The organism is Candidatus Villigracilis sp. (assembly GCF_057083605.1).
The window spans coordinates 48,444-65,057 of record NZ_JBXMTI010000152.1 but is presented as its reverse complement, the minus strand read 5'-3'; the positions used below and the strand labels follow the sequence as shown (position 1 = coordinate 65,057).

General features: G+C 47.7%; 17 protein-coding genes. 5 read left to right on the top strand and 12 right to left on the bottom strand.

What is annotated here, in order from left to right:
- Positions 1-28: 28 nt before the first annotated feature.
- Both AC14M5_RS22395 and AC14M5_RS22390 read right to left on the bottom strand, forming a co-directional pair.
- Positions 29-1,930, bottom strand: coding sequence for a hypothetical protein (locus AC14M5_RS22395; RefSeq protein WP_484031945.1), 1,902 nt, complete (start codon positions 1,928-1,930; stop codon positions 29-31).
- An 11-nt stretch (positions 1,931-1,941) separates the two neighbouring features.
- Positions 1,942-2,526, bottom strand: a complete 585-nt coding sequence (locus AC14M5_RS22390) for a hypothetical protein (RefSeq protein ID WP_484031944.1) — start codon at positions 2,524-2,526, stop codon at positions 1,942-1,944.
- A gap of 97 nt (positions 2,527-2,623) precedes the next feature.
- On the opposite strand from AC14M5_RS22390, the gene AC14M5_RS22385 reads away from it, so the two are divergent.
- Entirely contained in the window at positions 2,624-3,082 is a 459-nt protein-coding gene (locus AC14M5_RS22385; RefSeq protein WP_484031943.1) for a DinB family protein, read from the top strand.
- 404 nt (positions 3,083-3,486) lie between these two features.
- Complete coding sequence (locus tag AC14M5_RS22380; protein ID WP_484031942.1) at positions 3,487-4,689, top strand: glycosyltransferase; 1,203 nt, start codon at positions 3,487-3,489, stop codon at positions 4,687-4,689.
- Positions 4,690-4,929: 240 nt separating this feature from the next.
- Here the strand turns inward: AC14M5_RS22380 and AC14M5_RS22375 are convergent, their stop codons facing one another.
- The 10 genes from AC14M5_RS22375 to AC14M5_RS22330 form a co-directional block, all read right to left on the bottom strand.
- Entirely contained in the window at positions 4,930-6,069 is a 1,140-nt protein-coding gene (locus AC14M5_RS22375) for a glycosyltransferase (protein ID WP_484031941.1), read from the bottom strand.
- A 42-nt stretch (positions 6,070-6,111) separates the two neighbouring features.
- Positions 6,112-7,455, bottom strand: coding sequence for an oligosaccharide flippase family protein (locus tag AC14M5_RS22370; protein ID WP_484031940.1), 1,344 nt, complete (start codon positions 7,453-7,455; stop codon positions 6,112-6,114).
- 60 nt (positions 7,456-7,515) lie between these two features.
- On the bottom strand, positions 7,516-8,487 hold the full coding sequence (locus AC14M5_RS22365) for an SDR family NAD(P)-dependent oxidoreductase (protein WP_484031939.1): 972 nt from the start codon (positions 8,485-8,487) through the stop codon (positions 7,516-7,518).
- 58 nt (positions 8,488-8,545) lie between these two features.
- Positions 8,546-9,868, bottom strand: a complete 1,323-nt coding sequence (locus tag AC14M5_RS22360) for a nucleotide sugar dehydrogenase (RefSeq protein ID WP_484031938.1) — start codon at positions 9,866-9,868, stop codon at positions 8,546-8,548.
- A gap of 174 nt (positions 9,869-10,042) precedes the next feature.
- Positions 10,043-10,690: a uracil-DNA glycosylase gene (locus AC14M5_RS22355; RefSeq protein ID WP_484031937.1), complete on the bottom strand. Its 648-nt coding sequence runs from the start codon at positions 10,688-10,690 to the stop codon at positions 10,043-10,045.
- Between the two features lie 22 nt (positions 10,691-10,712).
- The gene (rimI, locus tag AC14M5_RS22350; RefSeq protein WP_484031936.1) at positions 10,713-11,204 is read right to left on the bottom strand and encodes a ribosomal protein S18-alanine N-acetyltransferase; all 492 of its coding nucleotides are present in this window, start codon (positions 11,202-11,204) and stop codon (positions 10,713-10,715) included.
- Positions 11,205-11,254: 50 nt separating this feature from the next.
- A complete protein-coding gene (tsaB, locus tag AC14M5_RS22345; protein ID WP_484031935.1) occupies positions 11,255-11,920 on the bottom strand; it encodes a tRNA (adenosine(37)-N6)-threonylcarbamoyltransferase complex dimerization subunit type 1 TsaB in 666 nt (221 codons plus the stop codon).
- Positions 11,920-12,417 (bottom strand): tRNA (adenosine(37)-N6)-threonylcarbamoyltransferase complex ATPase subunit type 1 TsaE, encoded by a 498-nt coding sequence (tsaE, locus tag AC14M5_RS22340; protein WP_484031934.1) that lies wholly within the window; start codon positions 12,415-12,417, stop codon positions 11,920-11,922. Before tsaE ends, tsaB begins: the two co-directional genes overlap by 1 nt.
- Before the next feature lie 150 nt (positions 12,418-12,567).
- Positions 12,568-13,782 (bottom strand): glycosyltransferase, encoded by a 1,215-nt coding sequence (locus tag AC14M5_RS22335; protein WP_484031933.1) that lies wholly within the window; start codon positions 13,780-13,782, stop codon positions 12,568-12,570.
- Positions 13,783-13,802: 20 nt separating this feature from the next.
- Positions 13,803-14,030, bottom strand: coding sequence for a DUF951 domain-containing protein (locus tag AC14M5_RS22330; protein ID WP_484031932.1), 228 nt, complete (start codon positions 14,028-14,030; stop codon positions 13,803-13,805).
- Positions 14,031-14,280: 250 nt separating this feature from the next.
- On the opposite strand from AC14M5_RS22330, the gene AC14M5_RS22325 reads away from it, so the two are divergent.
- From AC14M5_RS22325 to AC14M5_RS22315, 3 genes are all read left to right on the top strand, one after another.
- Complete coding sequence (locus AC14M5_RS22325; RefSeq protein WP_484031931.1) at positions 14,281-15,282, top strand: MBL fold metallo-hydrolase; 1,002 nt, start codon at positions 14,281-14,283, stop codon at positions 15,280-15,282.
- On the top strand, positions 15,266-15,973 hold the full coding sequence (locus AC14M5_RS22320) for a Crp/Fnr family transcriptional regulator (RefSeq protein WP_484031930.1): 708 nt from the start codon (positions 15,266-15,268) through the stop codon (positions 15,971-15,973). The genes AC14M5_RS22325 and AC14M5_RS22320 overlap by 17 nt, the downstream gene beginning before the upstream one ends.
- Before the next feature lie 81 nt (positions 15,974-16,054).
- Positions 16,055-16,474: an acyl-CoA thioesterase gene (locus AC14M5_RS22315; protein WP_484031929.1), complete on the top strand. Its 420-nt coding sequence runs from the start codon at positions 16,055-16,057 to the stop codon at positions 16,472-16,474.
- The last annotated feature ends 140 nt before the right edge of the window (positions 16,475-16,614 follow it).

The following is a 16,614-nucleotide window of genomic DNA, read 5'->3' as shown; positions in this document are numbered from 1 at the left end:
CCACGAATTTATTTATGTTTGTGAAGAACTATCCACACCCAATTACTTTATACACTTTCGCATCAGGCAGAGAAAAAACAATTTGATACCAATTGGGCTGTCCATCTAATAGAAGAGCTTTAAAACTTAGTGGCATTCCGCCAGCATAAATATAGTTCGCGCCAAGCCTGCAAACTTCAGCACGGATTTGAGTCTGCTCAAAATTCAAATCCCCTTTCATAAAAGTTGTTTTTCTGGAAGTTAAAGGAGGTATCCAAACGCCACCATCCATTCCCGCTTGAGTTTCAGTTGCATCAAAAGAAGTAACGAATAAATCTGTAGAGGCGATCAAAACATTGGCATCAGAAGGAAGCGTTTTATCCATCCATTCCAGCGCGGCCAAGTCATCACGGCTGACAATTTGACAACAACCGGATGGGTAAAAATTATGATGAACGGTGGCATTCAAGATTACAAACACAAACGCTGAAAAGGTTGCCAGTTGCGTTAATAGTTTGGGGCGGAAAGAAAATCTCTGCAAATATTTATGTAAACCTGCCAATCCCAGTCCACCCGAAATAGAGAGTGGAAGATAAAGCAACATTTGCACGTAAGGTCTGTCTAAAAGAGTCAAAGTGCCATAGCCCGCAACTCCAGAAATAGGAATATACAACCCAGCCAGCATCATGGAAAGCAGGACTAATAAGAAAAAGGTCAGGTCTGAAAAAGCCTGTGCTGAAAATATAAGCAGGAGAATAACCAAACCTGTTGCAAACAGGTCTTGCCCAACATAAACCCCAAACAATGGTGCAAGCGCAGCATTGCCCTGCATAACTGCAATTTGCACAGCAAGGAGACACAACCCAAAAGCAAAAATGAGACGTTGAGATATAAGCGCCAATCGTTCCCACCAAAGCGTCAAAAGCATGGATATACCCATAAAAGCAAACACAATTAATGAGCGAGTATGGATCAAAGTTGAAATCAGTACCCCAAAACCAAGGAGTAAATACAATATCAGTCTTTTAGCCTTAGGTTTATTGTTTCTAGTATTCATCTCAAAAATATCGTGTCGCTCTGAGGGAGCGTTCTTTACGACCGAAGAGTCTCGTATTTTCGCACGTAGAGACCCTTCGCTGTCGCTCAGGGATTCGCTTTTGAGATAACATATAAAAATCAAGTATCCAATGCTCAAAACAAAATGGATGCCAACCAAACTAAATAGCGCTGGATACTTTCCCCAATTTACCGCATGGGATGGCATATGCCAGCCAAATTCGGCCAGCAAACAGGTAAAGATCGCAGCTACATTTGATCGAGTCTCCTGCTTGACGATAAAAAACAAAGAGAACGGCAAAACCCCTAATATAAGTTGACCAAACACAAGCATGGTATCCACAATGCCTAAATGAAAAACATAAGCGGTAGTCGCACTGAAGAAATGATAGCCTACATGGTAATAATTTATTAAAAACAAACCATTGCCAGGTAATTCAAAATAATCCACAAAATACTTGATAATTCGATAATGCTCCGCCGAATCAAAATACAAGGGCAAAATCGTCTTCTTGAGAAAGGCAAGTTGTAGAATAACAGAAACCGCCAGCAGGAGGAATACCAATGCAGAGTCGGGCCAAAGTGATATCTGACCCGATCTCCAGACAAATAAAATGCAAATCAGGGCAACCAGCGTAAAGACAGAGATGACCGTGGCAGCAATTCCTCCAAACAAAAATGTCCCCATAAACAATGCGAGGGACAATAACGCAGTTGGCAAAATCCATCCTGCCATTCCGAGTGAAAAATATTCGGCATTCGTAAATTGATTTTTGAAGGTCTTCTTTAATAGAATAACGATTAATACATGCCCCCAAATGACCGTTATTAATATGCTAAAAACCGTCCAAGCTTGATCTACCAGAACGGTTAAGCCATCCGTCCAAATATTCATGTTGTAGAGCGCTACGGATATGATGGGTTGGGATACGATGGATTAGGGGTAAAAGTGAGAGTGACGATGGGAGGTTCCTGGGTCAAAGAAGGGGTCTCAGATGTAGGTGTCACAGTTTCAGTATCCACCGCCAAACTGGGCATTGGCGTAAATGTGCCTGGAACACCTGGAGATTGTGCTGCAATTAAGATTGCGTTCAAGGTAAAACTTCCCACAGCCAATACATGCCCATCTTCCATTGAAATCAGACTGATCTCCATTTTCTCCTGCAAATTGACCATGTCTCCATAACAAAATACACTGGTCCGCACTTCCTTATTCCTCTCACATTCATAAACACTTTCCCCCGTAATCCTCTTGATCTTCATATAAAAATTGGGGGACTTACGGTCTGGCACAAACAAATTCACCACCAGATTTTCTTCCGCGTCACGCCCGAAGGAAAGCACGCACAACTCTTCAGGCTCAACTCCGCAATAACTGATCTTGAGGATCGGTTCACTGACAACTTCAGAAGCAACTCGCTGTAATGAAACAACCCGCCAAACCAGCAGGAGGAAGACAATGAGGATAATCCCCGCCAGAGTAAATAGCATTGATTTCCGCGAGACAAATAATTGTTTGAGCATCTTGAAAATTCTACCACCACAGTGAATCGCGTTCACCGTATAATTTCCAAATTAGAGTGAACTTATGAAAATCGTCCCCACTGACATAGACAATATTCTTGCAGTGCTCGCAGAATTGCCGCGTGAGATCGCCCGCCTCACCAAGGGATTTGACGACTCACGGCTCCGCTTCAAGCCAGACCAAAAGACATGGTCACCGAACGACATCCTCGCCCATTTGCGTTCCTGTGCAGACGCATGGGGCGACAGCATTCAGCAAATGATCGCAAGAGACATACCAACCCTGCCAGATATTCACCTGCGCAAATGGATCAAAAGCACAAATTATCTCAAGCTGGAATTTCACGCTTCATTTGAGTCATTCACAGCTCAACGGAAAGAATTATTGAGTTTATTGAAAGGTATATCTTTCGAAGATTGGTCACGCTCTGCAACAATCGGTCGCAGGGAGCACACGGTCTTTAGCCAGGCAAGGCGCATGGCAAAGCACGAAAAGATTCACTGGGCAGAGATGGATTGTTAAGCTAGATTCACGGACTGATTCATCACCATTTCATCCTTCTTCGCTTGGTAAAACTCGTCACATCATTCCAGGTCTGAGCACCTAGTGCGAACCAGCGCGACTAAACAAGGACGGTGATCCCCGCCAGCACCAATACAATTGACTTTGGTGAACCAAAAAAACTGTTTGAGCATGGTTAGAATCCTACCGCCACAAGAAATTGCATTAACCGTATAATCTTCTCCAATGGTAAAGCTTGTGAAAATAACCCCGTAGATACAGGGGATATCCGTGCAATTCTTACAGAATCGCCGCGTGAGATCGCCCGCCTCACCAAAGGCCTTGACGACTCACAGCTTTGCGCTTCAAACCAGACCGAAAGATGTGGCCACCAAACGATATGAAGTCGAATTGCAAGACAAATTATGACAGAAATTAAAACCGGACCTTGTGTTCTCATCACCAATGCCTTTATTAAGGATTGGACTGGGTCGGAGCTCTACATCCATGATGTGGCCATAGAGTTGATTAAACGAGGCTATAAACCGATCATTTACAGCCCTCGCATCGGCGAGCTTGCAAATGTGCTTCAGAGAAAATCCATCCCAGTAGTCGCAAACCTAAATTCCATTAGAGTTAAGCCCGATCTTATCCACGGGCAACATCACCTGGAAACGATGATGGCAATATCACAATTCCCGGGAACACCGGCTGTCTTTTTTTGTCATGGATGGTTACCTTGGGAGGAGACGCCGCCATTTCACCCACGGATTATTCGATATGTAACAGTCAGTGACGCGCTACATGACCGCCTAGTTTATGAATGTGGGATTCCCGATGAAAAGATTACTACGATTCTAAACTCGGTTGATCTAGAAAGATTCCATCCCCGCCCAAACTTACCAGCCATCCCTAAACACGCGCTTGCATTCAATAATGCGTTCAATGAGATGAACACCTTGGGAATTATCCGCGAGGCTTGCGCTCGCAATAGCATTGTTTTGGACGTCATGGGCTCTGGAAGCGGCAATCCATCCTTCCATCCAGAAGCGCGACTTGGCAACTATGACATTATATTCGCCGTAGGGCGATCTGCCTTAGAAGGTTTAGCAATCGGTGCAGCAGTAATCTGCTGCGGATTGGAAGGCGCCGGCCAAATGGTCACCACACAGAACCTAGAGTGGCTTCGGCATAACAACTTTGGGATTCGCGTCCTGAATCGACCGCTCACCGCTGATATTCTTTCAGCTGAAATACAACGCTATGATCCACTGGATGCACTAAAAGTCTCCTTAGCGGTGCGCACAAAAGCCGGGCTTAAAGACATGGCTGACCAGATAATCGATGTCTATACTACCATCCTTAATAGCTGGGCAAAAAACCATGAACAAGACCCTGTTGCGGAAAGCCTAGCTTTCTCTACCTACCTAAAAGGAATATCTGACAAAATCGATCAGGCCAACCTTGCACAGGAGAGAGCCGGGGTTCTCCAAGGCGAGTTAGATTTGATCAAAGGCAGTTTGATGTGGAGATTTTATCAACGAGTTATTAGCATTGCATTTGTGAGGAATTTATATATTATGTTAATTATCCCCATCCGTCGCTGGCGCGCTCGCCTTAAAAAATGAAAACTGGTAAAGCTTAGGACTTATTGGTTCAAAAGCTACTACAAGTTTGGGTATGGCCCTTAGAAAAGCCAAGGCAATGCAAAGGGCTTTTATAGTCGTTTGGAAAAACAGATAATGGTTTCAGTTCACAAAAGATTTGGATATCCCTAAGAACGGTTGTTATCAAAGGTTAATATATCGAAATTGGAAGCCTCGATGATCGGTATTTTTCAAAACTAACAACGCTCCCCCAACCTTTCCTCACCACGAATTATCAATCACCCTCTCCATCACCATCTCCTCCCTCTTCAACCAAGTCAACCCTGCAACATCCTTGCGCACCTGAGCACCCAATGCCAACCTGCGCGGCTCATCCGCAAGCAATGATTCAATTTCCACTTTCCACTTTCCAAAATTTCCTGCTTCAACCAATATAGCATTCTTATCATTCAACACCTCACGGATCGAAGCCAGGTCTGCTGAAACGATTGCGCGCCCCGAAGCCATATATTCGAACATCTTCATCGGGTTGATGACCTCGGCAATATCCTGTCCGCTGCTGGCTTCGACGGAGCGGCTGTATGGCATCAGCAAAATATCCGATGCGGCTTGATACAGCGGAATTCTTTCATGCTTCACAAAACCTGTCATCGTCACATTCATGATCTTCGCGCCATCCAACTCCCCGCGCCAATGCGCCACCAACTCAGGCGTGCCGCCCACCCACAAAAAATTCACCTGCGGCATTTCCTTCGCAAGCTCAAACAACAAGTCCGCGCCGCGCCCGGGGTAAATGTGACCTGTGAATCCAATTGTCAAACCTTCAGGCAGATTTAATTGACGACGTGCCTCAACGGGACTGGGCAACCCGTCATACTTTTCCAGTTCGACGCCGTTCGGCGCGAGTAGCAGCGCTTCATCCTTAAACTGAATCCTGGTCGAGCGTTCTAAAGCCTTTCTCAACGCTGACGTAGTGACCGTCATCACCTTGTGCCCATTTGACTTCCAGAACTGCCTCATCCACCACACGCCCAACATCCCAGAATTATCCGCGTGCATTTCCAACACAACGGAATAACCAGACCACAACCCCAGCACAGCGGATTGGGGCAGCCAGGTGTAAATTAAATCTGCACCAAATTTTCTCGCGGCACGCTGGGCATGGACGATAAAGTCAAAGCGTTTGAGACCCTTGATGGAGGGGAGCAGTTCAAGGTCAGGCGTGAAGCGTAATCCGTAATGCGTGAGGAGAGTCTTTTGAGTCACAGGTTCAACTTCCGCGGGCGCATACATTCGCAAGTCATGTCCCAATTGCATTAATGCCTGAGCGACCTTCATGGCCTGAATCGAATTGGCCGTGAGAGATGGAATACGGGAATTAGTGATAAGGGCGATTTTCATATTCTGTAGGGGCACAGCGAGATTATAAGAGAGTTTGACGAGTCATCGTTCCGCTGTGCCCGTACTGTGATTTTCATTTTTTCCAATCTCGATCAAACCGCGCCAGACCATGATGCCCACCGAAGCAATGTAATAAAACGAAAGCAGCGCGGCCGCGGCAATGATGCCATAGCGCGCGACAAGCAGAAACGACAGGCCAAGTTTGAGCAGACCAACAATCAGTGTGACATAAATTGGAAACTCAGGCAGCCCAAGCGAAAGAAGCAACGGGCGATTCCAAAACAGGATGTAATTGAAAACGAGACCGATGGTAAGCGCGATCAGCGCGGGATAGGCATTGAGATATTCTTCACCAGAATACACAAGAATGACCCAGCGCCCAAAGAGGATCAGCGCCGCACCCAACGCGATGTTGTATGCGAATGAAAAGGCTGTGATCTTGCGCAGAAAACTCTTGAGGCGCCCCCATGCGTGCTCAACGGCAAGACGATTGATCGCGGGAAAGGTAGTGGAGATGAACGGGTCGGCGGGAATAGCGAGAAAATGGACGATGGTATACGCCACGCGATAATAACCGACCGCAGTGGTATCGAGGAAGAAACCAATCCAAATTAATTCACTTTCGCGGAAAATTTTGATGATGGTCGCGCTGATATTTGAACTGAGCGCAAAGCGAATCAACTGGCTGGTTGAAGTGAGCACAGAGAATGGCGTGCGCCACCATCCCTTGCCAAGCGCTTTAGGCAATTGAATTTGCGCGGCGATAAACATACCCAGCCCAAGAATCGATTTACCCAGCAGATATGCGATGAGAATGATGGTGATACTTCCATTCAGGAAATATGCGCCAACAATAATTAGAGATGTAAAAATACTTTGCGCAAGGTTGATCGTGCCTTGTAATTTAATTCGGTCTGTAACCTGAAGAATGCCTGTGGATGTTTCGGTGTTGAAATTCGCCAGCAATCCCAACGCATAAACCGTGAACATCCATGAAACGTTTGGCGTTTTTGCAAGATATGTTTCCGCAAATCCTGCCATGAGCATCACGACAAAGAAAGCTGCAAGCGAGACAGCGGCTTCGGTTAAACCTGCGGCTTTCATTACCGCAGATGCCTTATCCTTTTCACCTTTATTGAGATATTCGCCGCCATATCGCACGACCAGTTCACTCATCCGAAACGAGAAAATGCTGTTCACTGTGGAGGCAAAGGCCATTACCACGCCGAGCAGACCAAATCCCGCAGGCCCAAGCAGGCGCGTGACTAACACCCCCTGCAAGACGCTTAATCCCAGGCTGAGGGTGTTATTGCTGAACAAAGCCCCGCTGGAGTGAATGATCTTTACGAAGAGGGGATCGTTCTTGAATTTTGAGAGGAGGGACATGGGAATTTACGAATTACGAATCACGGATCACGTAATACGTGATCCGTGATTCGTAAACAGCTAAGGCGTAAGGATATCCTTCGCCCACTCGCGTTCCTTGTTATACCAATCAACCAGCTTCTCAATCCCAGCACGCATATCGAACTGCGGCTCCCAGCCAAGCAATTCGCCTGCCTTTGTCACATCGGCCCAATTCGAACGCATATCCGCGAGGTCAGGGGGACCATATTGAACCACAGCTTTTTTACCGACAATATCTTCAACAAGCTTGATAAGCTTATTGATCGTTATTGTTTCATGCCCACCCAAGTTAATGATCTCATAGCCAACTGGTTTAAGCGCCAGAATCACTCCGCGTGCAATATCATCGATGAATGTAAAGCCGCGTGATTGCTCACCATCGCCATTCACCCGCACAGGACGCCTCTCGCTAATCCATTGCACAAAGCGGAATATGGACAGGTCTGGCCGGCCAGCAGGGCCATACACAGTGAAAAATCGAACGACTGTTACATCGATACCATACAAATGATGATAGGCATGTGCCATTGCCTCTGCCCCTTTTTTGCTGGCGGCATACGGTTGAAGAGGCTCACTACTCGATGCGGATTCCGGCGTGGGGTAGGGTGGATTTTCGCCATAAATACTGGAAGTGGATGCAACCACGAACTTCTTCGTACCGGTCTGGCGGCATAACTCCAGCATGTTCAAAGTTCCGGTCATGTTGGTTTCTACGTAGATCCACGGGTCTTTCACGCTAACACGTACTCCCGCCCAGGCAGCGAGATTAATCACGCCATCAAGTTTCTCATCTTTCAGCTGATCGATGATCGACTTATCGGAAATATCCAGTTTGCGGAAAGTGAACCCAGGCATTGCCTGTAATCTATTCAGGCGATATTCCTTCATACGCAGATCATACGCTTCATTCAGGATATCCACGCCAACAACGGTGTGCCCATCCTGAATCAGCATTTCCGAAGTCCGCGCGCCGATAAAGCCTGCTGCGCCTGTTACTAAATAATGAGCCATTTTTCCTCTTACACATTACGGATCACGCATTACGAATTCGTAATGCGTGATCCGTAAATTAAAGTCTCTCAACCTTCTCGTGTGTCTTCCCGAACTTGCCAGTTGCATTACGCGAGTCAAAGACAAATTTAGATGCTTCAATGATCGCCTTGTAATCATATTGACTGTGATTGGTGACGATCACCACTGCATCCGCTTCCTTCACGGATTTCATCATATCCTTCACGCTATCCATTTTCCAGCCATCATATTCATGATGGATATGCGGGATGAATGGATCGTGATATTCAACAACCGCACCTTTATTTTGCAGAAGGCCAATCACATCCATCGCAGGTGATTCGCGTACATCGTCAATATCAGGTTTGTAAGCCACACCCAATACAAGCACCTTCGAACCCTTGAGATGTTTGCCGCGGTCATTCATTCCTTCCAATATACGGCTGACCACGTAACGCGGCATGTTGGTATTGATCTCAGAAGCCAGCTCGATGAAACGCGCATTGTAATGAAAGGACTTCATCTTCCATGAAAGATATAGCGGATCAATTGGAATGCAGTGACCACCCAAGCCAGGCCCGGGTGTGAACTTCATGAAACCAAATGGCTTGGTGGCAGCGGCATCGATCACCTCCCACACATCCACGCCGAGGCGTTCGCACATGATCGCCAGTTCATTGACCAGACCAATGTTGATCATGCGGAAGGTGTTCTCCAACAGTTTCGCCATCTCCGCTGTTTCTGCGGTGGAGACGTGATGCACAGTCTTGATCGCGCCTTCATACCAGACAGTTGCTACTTCACCACAAGTCTCGGTGATACCGCCCATTACTTTAGGAGTGTTAATGGTTGTGTAATCCTCGCGCCCGGGGTCAACACGTTCCGGGGAGAAGGCAAGGAACCAATCTTCACCAATCGTCAAGTTATGATCAGTGCCCAATTTTGGGAGGAGCAGTTCACGGGTTGTACCTGGATACGTGGTTGATTCCAAAACGATCACCATGCCCTTGTGCATGTACTTCGCCAGTTCTTCCGTCGCCGAAATGATGAAGGACATATCCGGGTCACCGGTCTGGCGCAGCGGAGTTGGCACACAAATACTGACGGCGTCCATATCCTTCAAAACAGAAAAATCAGTGGTTGCCGTGAACATGCCATCTTTGACAAGCTTCGCAACCGTTTCTGTTTTCACATCTGGAATATAGGACTTGCCTTCAGCCAGCGCATCGATCTTGCGCTTATCAGGGTCTACACCAGTGACGTGAAAACCCGCCTCGCCAAATACAACAGCCAGCGGAAGCCCAACATATCCCAAGCCCAGGATCGCAATCTTTGCATTTTTGTCTTTTAATTTCTTGATGAGAGTTTCTTTTGTGGTCATATTTTCCTTTTTTCGTATACCCTTCGCCCTGAGCGGAGTGACGAGTGCTCTTCGAGGAACGAAGTCGAAGGGCAGGTGATGTGATAATCAAAATTCTTTATTCAACCATGTCCTTCGACTTCGCCGCACTAAAAGCAGGAGCGTGCGGCTCCGCTCAGGACGGAGGATTTTTATTTAAAACAAACTCAATTGCTGCGGCGTTTCATCCTGCTGAAGAGCGGCTTCCTTCTTCTTTTCAACCTTTGTGCTTCTTCCCAATGCAGCGCGCGCTTCCTTTAATTGCTCGGGCAGTTTCGCAAAATCTCCCAGAATAGCTGGTTTCAACGCAGCCTGATGCAATGCGGCCGCTGGATGGAACATGGGGATGACAAATCGATCTCCAACTTTTCGCATCTGCCCGTGGATGGCGCTGATCTTTGCGCCGGGGATGAACTTATTCATCGAAAAGCGGCCAAGCGTCACAATAATACTCGGATTGATGGCTCTGATCTGTGCTTCAAGATGAATGTCACATGCGGCCAGCTCATCCGGTAACGGATCACGGTTGCCGGGTGGGCGGCATTTGACTACATTGGCAATGAATACATCCGCGCGAGTGACATCGGCTTGAGCCAGCAATTGATCCAAAAACTTGCCAGCCGCACCCACGAACGGATGTCCCTGCTCGTTTTCATGAAAGCCCGGGCCCTCGCCAATGAACATGATCTCCGCATTTGCAGGGCCATCGCCCGGCACAGATTTCTTGCGGCCTTCATGCAGGGCACAATTTGTACAAACCGATACATCTTTCGCAATTTGAGCAAGTATCTCTTCGGCAGTCATTCGATTCCTCCGTGCAAATGATTCACAGATCCAGGTTATTGAGTGACATTAAGATTGCATCCTCGCCGTTATCCTTATAATATTCCTTGCGGCGTCCATCTTCCACAAAACCAAAACTGGAATACATCTTCTGCGCAATCTTATTACTCTCGCGCACTTCCAAAAACGATCTTATGGCGCCTTCTTCCCTCGCCGAGCGCAATGCGTGCAAAAGAAGATTCCTGCCAATGCCCTGACCACGAAACTCGGGATGCGTTGCAATCGTAGCGATATGCAATTCATCCACAATGAACCACCCAACCAGCATCGCGATTATACGTCCATCCAGGTCTGCCACCCAGCAGCGCGAGGCTTCGTTATCCGTCAACTCAAAACGAAAGGAACGCGCAGGCCACGGCAAACTAAATGAAACCTGGTCAATTGCAACAACCTGCTCCAGATCATCCAAAGTCATTTTACGAATCTTGATCAGACCTGACATGTCTTCAGAGTTTTGCGACAAATGATCATTCATGATTTGCAAATTCCTTCTGTTAATCCAATAGTGCTTGAGACATGTCAGGTCTATTGGATCGGCGTCCCTGCCACATGCAAATAGATCGGCGCAAGCGAGGCCGCATCGTCTACTTGGTCATTCTGCCAGCGCGCCCAAGCCAGTTCCGCCAGCACAGATGGACGGCGCACACAATGCACAGGTGACGCCAATAAAACATTTTTCTTCTTCGATAATTTCTTTCGATCTTCGGATGTTAACTCACCCGCCACAATGGTTGGACTCTCGATCTCATGGATCAACTCATCCATCGTCCCGCTTCGTACTCCGCCCTCAACCTGCCACTCTTTCTTCTGGCTTTTATACACACTGAAAGCGATTCGCGTCCGCCCGGCTTGCAACAACGCGATCAACGGTTGTTTCGCCATAGGCTGTGCCGCCGCGACGATATCCAATGTGGGGATTCCCATCACAGGCAGGTGTCGCGCAAAGGCAATGCCTTTTACCAAAGACAACCCGACTCTCAAACTCGTGAATGACCCAGGCCCTATCGCAACTGCCAAAGCGTGGACCATGTCCATAGAAACGCTGCAGCGATTCAAAAGTCCAGAAAGAGCGGGGGCTAATTCAGTGGTGTGATGCTGACGAGTCGTCCAGGTCATCTCGCCCAGTACTTGAGTCCCATCATATAAAGCCAGCCCAACCTGTGCGGTGGATGTATCAATAGCCAGCAGCATTACGCCCCTCCAAACATGGATTGACGAATGCCGTCCAATAATTCGTCGTAGCGTTTGCCGTGTGCCTTGAAATTCATCTGACGATGTTCATCGGCAATGTGATCGAGGTTAATCCATAAGTTTTGATCTGGAATTAAATTTCCTAATCGTTCAGGCCATTCAATAATAAGCGCGCCCTCTGCCAGCATGGAATCAAGATCAAGTTCCTCTGCTTCCGGTACAGAATCAAGACGATACCCATCCAGGTGAAAAAGCTGACCGCCATCTGCGCGGCGATATTGATTAACAAGAATGAATGTGGGGCTTGAAACTGAATCGAGCGAACCCCAACCTTGCGCAAGTCCTTGCACAAAGGTGGTCTTTCCCGCTCCGAGGTTGCCTTGCAAGCAGATCACATCTCCTGTTTTTAATGAACCGCCAAGGCGCATACCAATGCGTCGGGTTTGTTCGGGGCTTCTGCTGAAGAACTCCAGCATATGAGCATCTAAAATGGGCATAGCGGAAGAATTATACACCGCCCGTATTATCAATCTGCTTTCACCGCTTGGGCTCGTTTGGAGTCGCCGTGATAAACCACCACGTATGGAGTACGGCGTAGGTCGGATTGCCAATCCGACCTACATTACTCAAGCTGCTTCATCAGCAAGTTAATTCTTCCCACGATAGTTTTGCAGGATGGCTTCAAAATATAGATTTTCCAAAGCCTTCACTTGACCTTCAATGGAAAACTTCTCGCTCAGTTGCATGGAATGTTTGCCAAACTTCGCGAGCTTCTCGCGGTCTGCCAGCAGTGCAGAGACTGTATTTGAAAACTTGTTTACATCCAGCGGAACCAGGTAACCATTCTGATCATTTTCGATCATGCCTTCAAAGGCTTCATCCTGTGCCGCCACAATTGGCAGGCCCGAAGCAATCGCTTCGATCACTGAAATCGGATGCACCTCGGTTGTGGAAGCGGAGAGAAACACCGTGGCATCATGCAGCACATCGGGCAAATCCGCGCGGTTGACCATGCCCAAAAAGTGGATGCGGTCTTTGGCTTTGACGCCCGCCACCTTTTCTTCCACATCCTTGCGCGCGCCTCCATCCCCGGCAAAAACCAGATGCGCATCGGGATGTTGTTCTGCCACACCTGCAAAAGCATCCACTAAGAAATCAAGACGTTTTTCAGGATCCAGCCGACCGACAAAGAGTAAGATCGGCGCTTCAGGCTTAATCCCAAGCCTGTTTCTGAGACTACCGGGCTTCTTCGCCGCTTTGAAATTGCTCAGATCAATGCCGTTGGGAATGGTATGAATCGGTTTGCGGACCTTCTGCTCCAGCAGCAACCTCTTGAATTTCGGCGAAGGCACAACCACCTGATCACCAAGATTGGTGGTGGTAGTACTGAACCAGCGTGCCCCACGGCGAATGATGCTTGTACCACCGATGACTTTTAGATAATGGGTGTAATCCGTAATGGATGTGTGATAGGTGTAGATCAATGGCAGGTTGCCGGTGGAGGCCATGACATAAGCAAGAAAGCCCACCGTCAATGGGCTGTGTGCGTGCAACACATCAAAATGTTTACGCGTTAGAGACCAGGTCGTGCGCGGCGTGCCAAGCACAGCCACATAGATCGGAGGTTTGTTCAGATATTTCAAAGAAGGGATGCGGAACACGCCTGGTTCATTATCCTTGTAACCTGGGAACCTTGGCGCAAAGACAGTCACTTGATGACCCCGGCGGGTAAGTCCCTCTGAAACCAACTGCAAAGAAATGGAAACGCCGTTAACCTGCGGCGCATATGTATCTGTAAAAAGCCCAATGCGCAACGAACCTACATTCAACCTCGGGCTTGATTCCGTTACCGACTCTGGCATGAAATGCTCTCCTATAAACCCTAAAGGTCTTCCCCCTTCGGGGACGATGCGAGGCCTTTAGAGGCTGTTTTATTTTCTTCGTGCCGTGTCAAATTCATTTTCAATCGTTTTGCCAGTTCACGCCTTGTCAACATTACACGATGACCACAACCCTTACATTCCAAACCAATATCCGCGCCGAGACGAATCACCGTCCATTCATATGAACCGCATGGATGCGGTTTCCGCAAGCGTAAATGATCATTCATCTGCAAATCTGGAAGCATGTGCAGGATTATACCGCTGTGCCGTTGCAGACCTGACAGGTTTCATCGTGACCAAATCCAATTACATCGCTCGCGAATCAGAAACCGCTTCATTAATCAAATATTTTCGAAAACCTGTCAGGTCTTCTTAATTATTCGGTGAGAAATATTTCCCAGCTCTTATGCGAAAACTTTCCTTGAAGAATAACGCAGATCAAAGATAATAAGCATGTAACCTGAATGGAGACATGCAATGGACAATGAACTGAAAATCAAATTCTGGGGCGTGCGTGGAAGTTACCCTTCACCCGGCGCGGGGACTGTCAAATATGGAGGCAACACGTCTTCTGTAGAGATCAGTGTTGGCGAGCGCACCATCATCCTCGATGCAGGAACGGGCATCATTCCGCTGGGACGTCAGTTGGTGAAACGCGCATCTCAAGATAAAAGTCCGCTGGAATTACTTTTGCTTTTCAGTCACTTGCATCACGATCACACGCAAGGCTTTCCTTTCTTTGTGCCTGCTTATATTCCAAATGCAAAGCTGCATATCTTTGGCCCTGGCGGCACGCCTGAAACCATGAAGCATGTGCTGGAACACAATCAATCCTCCGAAACTTTTCCGATTAGCCTGCGGGATATGTCTTCAACCAAGAACATTCAATCGGTGCGCGAGACCCAGGTGATCCTTTGGGATGAGTCGGGAGTCCACGTCGCTGAAACAGGCTCGAGATTAAGTGAGGAGGCGGTGGTCATTCGCATTCATAAGTCATACGCACATCCCGGCGGAGTGTATGTCTATCGCATTACCTATCGTGGTAAGTCTGTCGTTTACGCAACAGATACAGAAGGTTACATCGGCACAGATCGCAGACTGGTGAATTTTTCACGCGATGCAGATGTGCTGATCCACGATGCGCAGTATAGTGATGAACACTATTATGGAAGCCTGACTGGATTTCCTTCCACGCAGGGATATGGACATTCGACTGCGGCAATGGCTGCCGAAGTGGCCGCTTCAGCCGAGACAGGTGAGCTGATCCTGTTCCATCACGACCCAGCCTACTCTGACGATTGGGTCGCTACGCAGGAAGCGCACGCGAAAAATATTTTCCCTGATTCGCGCGCGGCGTATGAAGGCATGGAAATTACCCTCACCCTAACCCTCTCCCAAAGGGAGAGTGGACTCCCTTCCTCTGCGGGGGAAGGGTTGGGGATGAGGGAAAGGGAAGTAAAATATGTCAAGAATGGTTGAGTTAAAGAAAGACGATACCCGCAATCTGCTTTCAGACATCAAGTTGTTCGAGGGATTAACTCCCTCGCAATTGGACTGGGTGGCTCAGCGTGCACATCGCCGGGTGTTTCCTGAAGGCACAAATGTGATGACCATCGAACAACCCGGCGAGGCAGTCTATATCATCCTGCATGGGACTGTGAAGATCCATGTTGAACAAGGTGAACGGGATGTCATCCTATCCATTTTAGGGAGCGGCGACCTTCTTGGCGAAATGAGCCTGATCGACAGTGTGGGACGTTCGGCCAACGCATTAACTTTGGAAGATTCACTGATGTTGTGGATGGATAGAACAAGTTTCAACTATATGTTGGATAACTATCCGCCGATTGCACGGAACTTGGTGAGAATCCTTTCGGCACGGGTCAGGCTTTCAGACCAAATGATCCAATCCCTGGCATCCCTGGATGTGAATGGAAGAGTAGCTCGTCAATTGCTTGCGTTTGCGGAAAGATATGGTCAGGATGGAGATGGCGTGTTGAAAATTCGAATTACACTGACTCAGAGTGACATTGCCGATCTGGTGGGAGCCTCCCGCAAGCGCGTGAATCAAGCAATGGTCTTCTTCAAGGAACAGGGGTTGGTCAACACAGATGCGGAGGGTCGTTTTGTCATCCATGATAAAGTGGGGCTGGCACGGTTCTGCAATTGAGAGATTAAGTTATAGACCTCCGAGTTTTTTAAAAAACTCGGAGGTCTTCTTATATAAACACTATTTGACTATAATCCCGCCATGACTGATTACAAATTCTTTCATCCAACCGAAGTCCGCTACGGGGATTTGGACCCGCAGGGACATGTGAACAACGCAAAATACCTGACGTACTTTGAGCAGGCGCGTATCTACTATCTCATTCAACTAGGGTTATTCAGCAAAGACCAGTCGTTCATGGAAGTGGGAGTTATCGTGGCAGACATCCACATTACCTATCACTCGACTGCGCATTATGGCGACAACATCAAAGTCGGCGTGCGAACTGCGAAGATCGGCAACAAATCCATGACGGTGGAACAATGTGTAATGGATGCGAACACAGGAAAGATGATGGCAAGCGGGACTGTGGTTCTGGTCACATTCGATTATGAGGGGTTGAAAACGATCCTTGTGCCTGATGAGTGGAAGAAGAAGATTTCAGAGTTTGAAGGTTTGTAAAAACAACCTGGTGGTTGAGTAGTTCCGAGCCGCTCTTGGCGAGGAACGTATCGAAACTACCAGGTTTATGAGAAACTTAAAGTTGTGGTCTCAATACGGCTTCGAAGAACACTCAGCCTACTCGACCACCATTTGGAATA

What these genes read in the sequence shown, in the direction of transcription:
- AC14M5_RS22395 (WP_484031945.1), bottom strand. Translation starts at nt 1,930, where the DNA reads ATGAATATTTGGACGGATGGCTTAACCGTTCTGGTAGATCAAGCTTGG.
- AC14M5_RS22390 (WP_484031944.1), bottom strand. Translation starts at nt 2,526, where the DNA reads ATGCTATTTACTCTGGCGGGGATTATCCTCATTGTCTTCCTCCTGCTG.
- AC14M5_RS22385 (WP_484031943.1), top strand. Translation starts at nt 2,624, where the DNA reads ATGAAAATCGTCCCCACTGACATAGACAATATTCTTGCAGTGCTCGCA.
- AC14M5_RS22380 (WP_484031942.1), top strand. Translation starts at nt 3,487, where the DNA reads ATGACAGAAATTAAAACCGGACCTTGTGTTCTCATCACCAATGCCTTT.
- AC14M5_RS22375 (WP_484031941.1), bottom strand. Translation starts at nt 6,069, where the DNA reads ATGAAAATCGCCCTTATCACTAATTCCCGTATTCCATCTCTCACGGCC.
- AC14M5_RS22370 (WP_484031940.1), bottom strand. Translation starts at nt 7,455, where the DNA reads ATGTCCCTCCTCTCAAAATTCAAGAACGATCCCCTCTTCGTAAAGATC.
- AC14M5_RS22365 (WP_484031939.1), bottom strand. Translation starts at nt 8,487, where the DNA reads ATGGCTCATTATTTAGTAACAGGCGCAGCAGGCTTTATCGGCGCGCGG.
- AC14M5_RS22360 (WP_484031938.1), bottom strand. Translation starts at nt 9,868, where the DNA reads ATGACCACAAAAGAAACTCTCATCAAGAAATTAAAAGACAAAAATGCA.
- AC14M5_RS22355 (WP_484031937.1), bottom strand. Translation starts at nt 10,690, where the DNA reads ATGACTGCCGAAGAGATACTTGCTCAAATTGCGAAAGATGTATCGGTT.
- rimI (WP_484031936.1), bottom strand. Translation starts at nt 11,204, where the DNA reads ATGAATGATCATTTGTCGCAAAACTCTGAAGACATGTCAGGTCTGATC.
- tsaB (WP_484031935.1), bottom strand. Translation starts at nt 11,920, where the DNA reads ATGCTGCTGGCTATTGATACATCCACCGCACAGGTTGGGCTGGCTTTA.
- tsaE (WP_484031934.1), bottom strand. Translation starts at nt 12,417, where the DNA reads ATGCCCATTTTAGATGCTCATATGCTGGAGTTCTTCAGCAGAAGCCCC.
- AC14M5_RS22335 (WP_484031933.1), bottom strand. Translation starts at nt 13,782, where the DNA reads ATGCCAGAGTCGGTAACGGAATCAAGCCCGAGGTTGAATGTAGGTTCG.
- AC14M5_RS22330 (WP_484031932.1), bottom strand. Translation starts at nt 14,030, where the DNA reads ATGAATGATCATTTACGCTTGCGGAAACCGCATCCATGCGGTTCATAT.
- AC14M5_RS22325 (WP_484031931.1), top strand. Translation starts at nt 14,281, where the DNA reads ATGGACAATGAACTGAAAATCAAATTCTGGGGCGTGCGTGGAAGTTAC.
- AC14M5_RS22320 (WP_484031930.1), top strand. Translation starts at nt 15,266, where the DNA reads ATGTCAAGAATGGTTGAGTTAAAGAAAGACGATACCCGCAATCTGCTT.
- AC14M5_RS22315 (WP_484031929.1), top strand. Translation starts at nt 16,055, where the DNA reads ATGACTGATTACAAATTCTTTCATCCAACCGAAGTCCGCTACGGGGAT.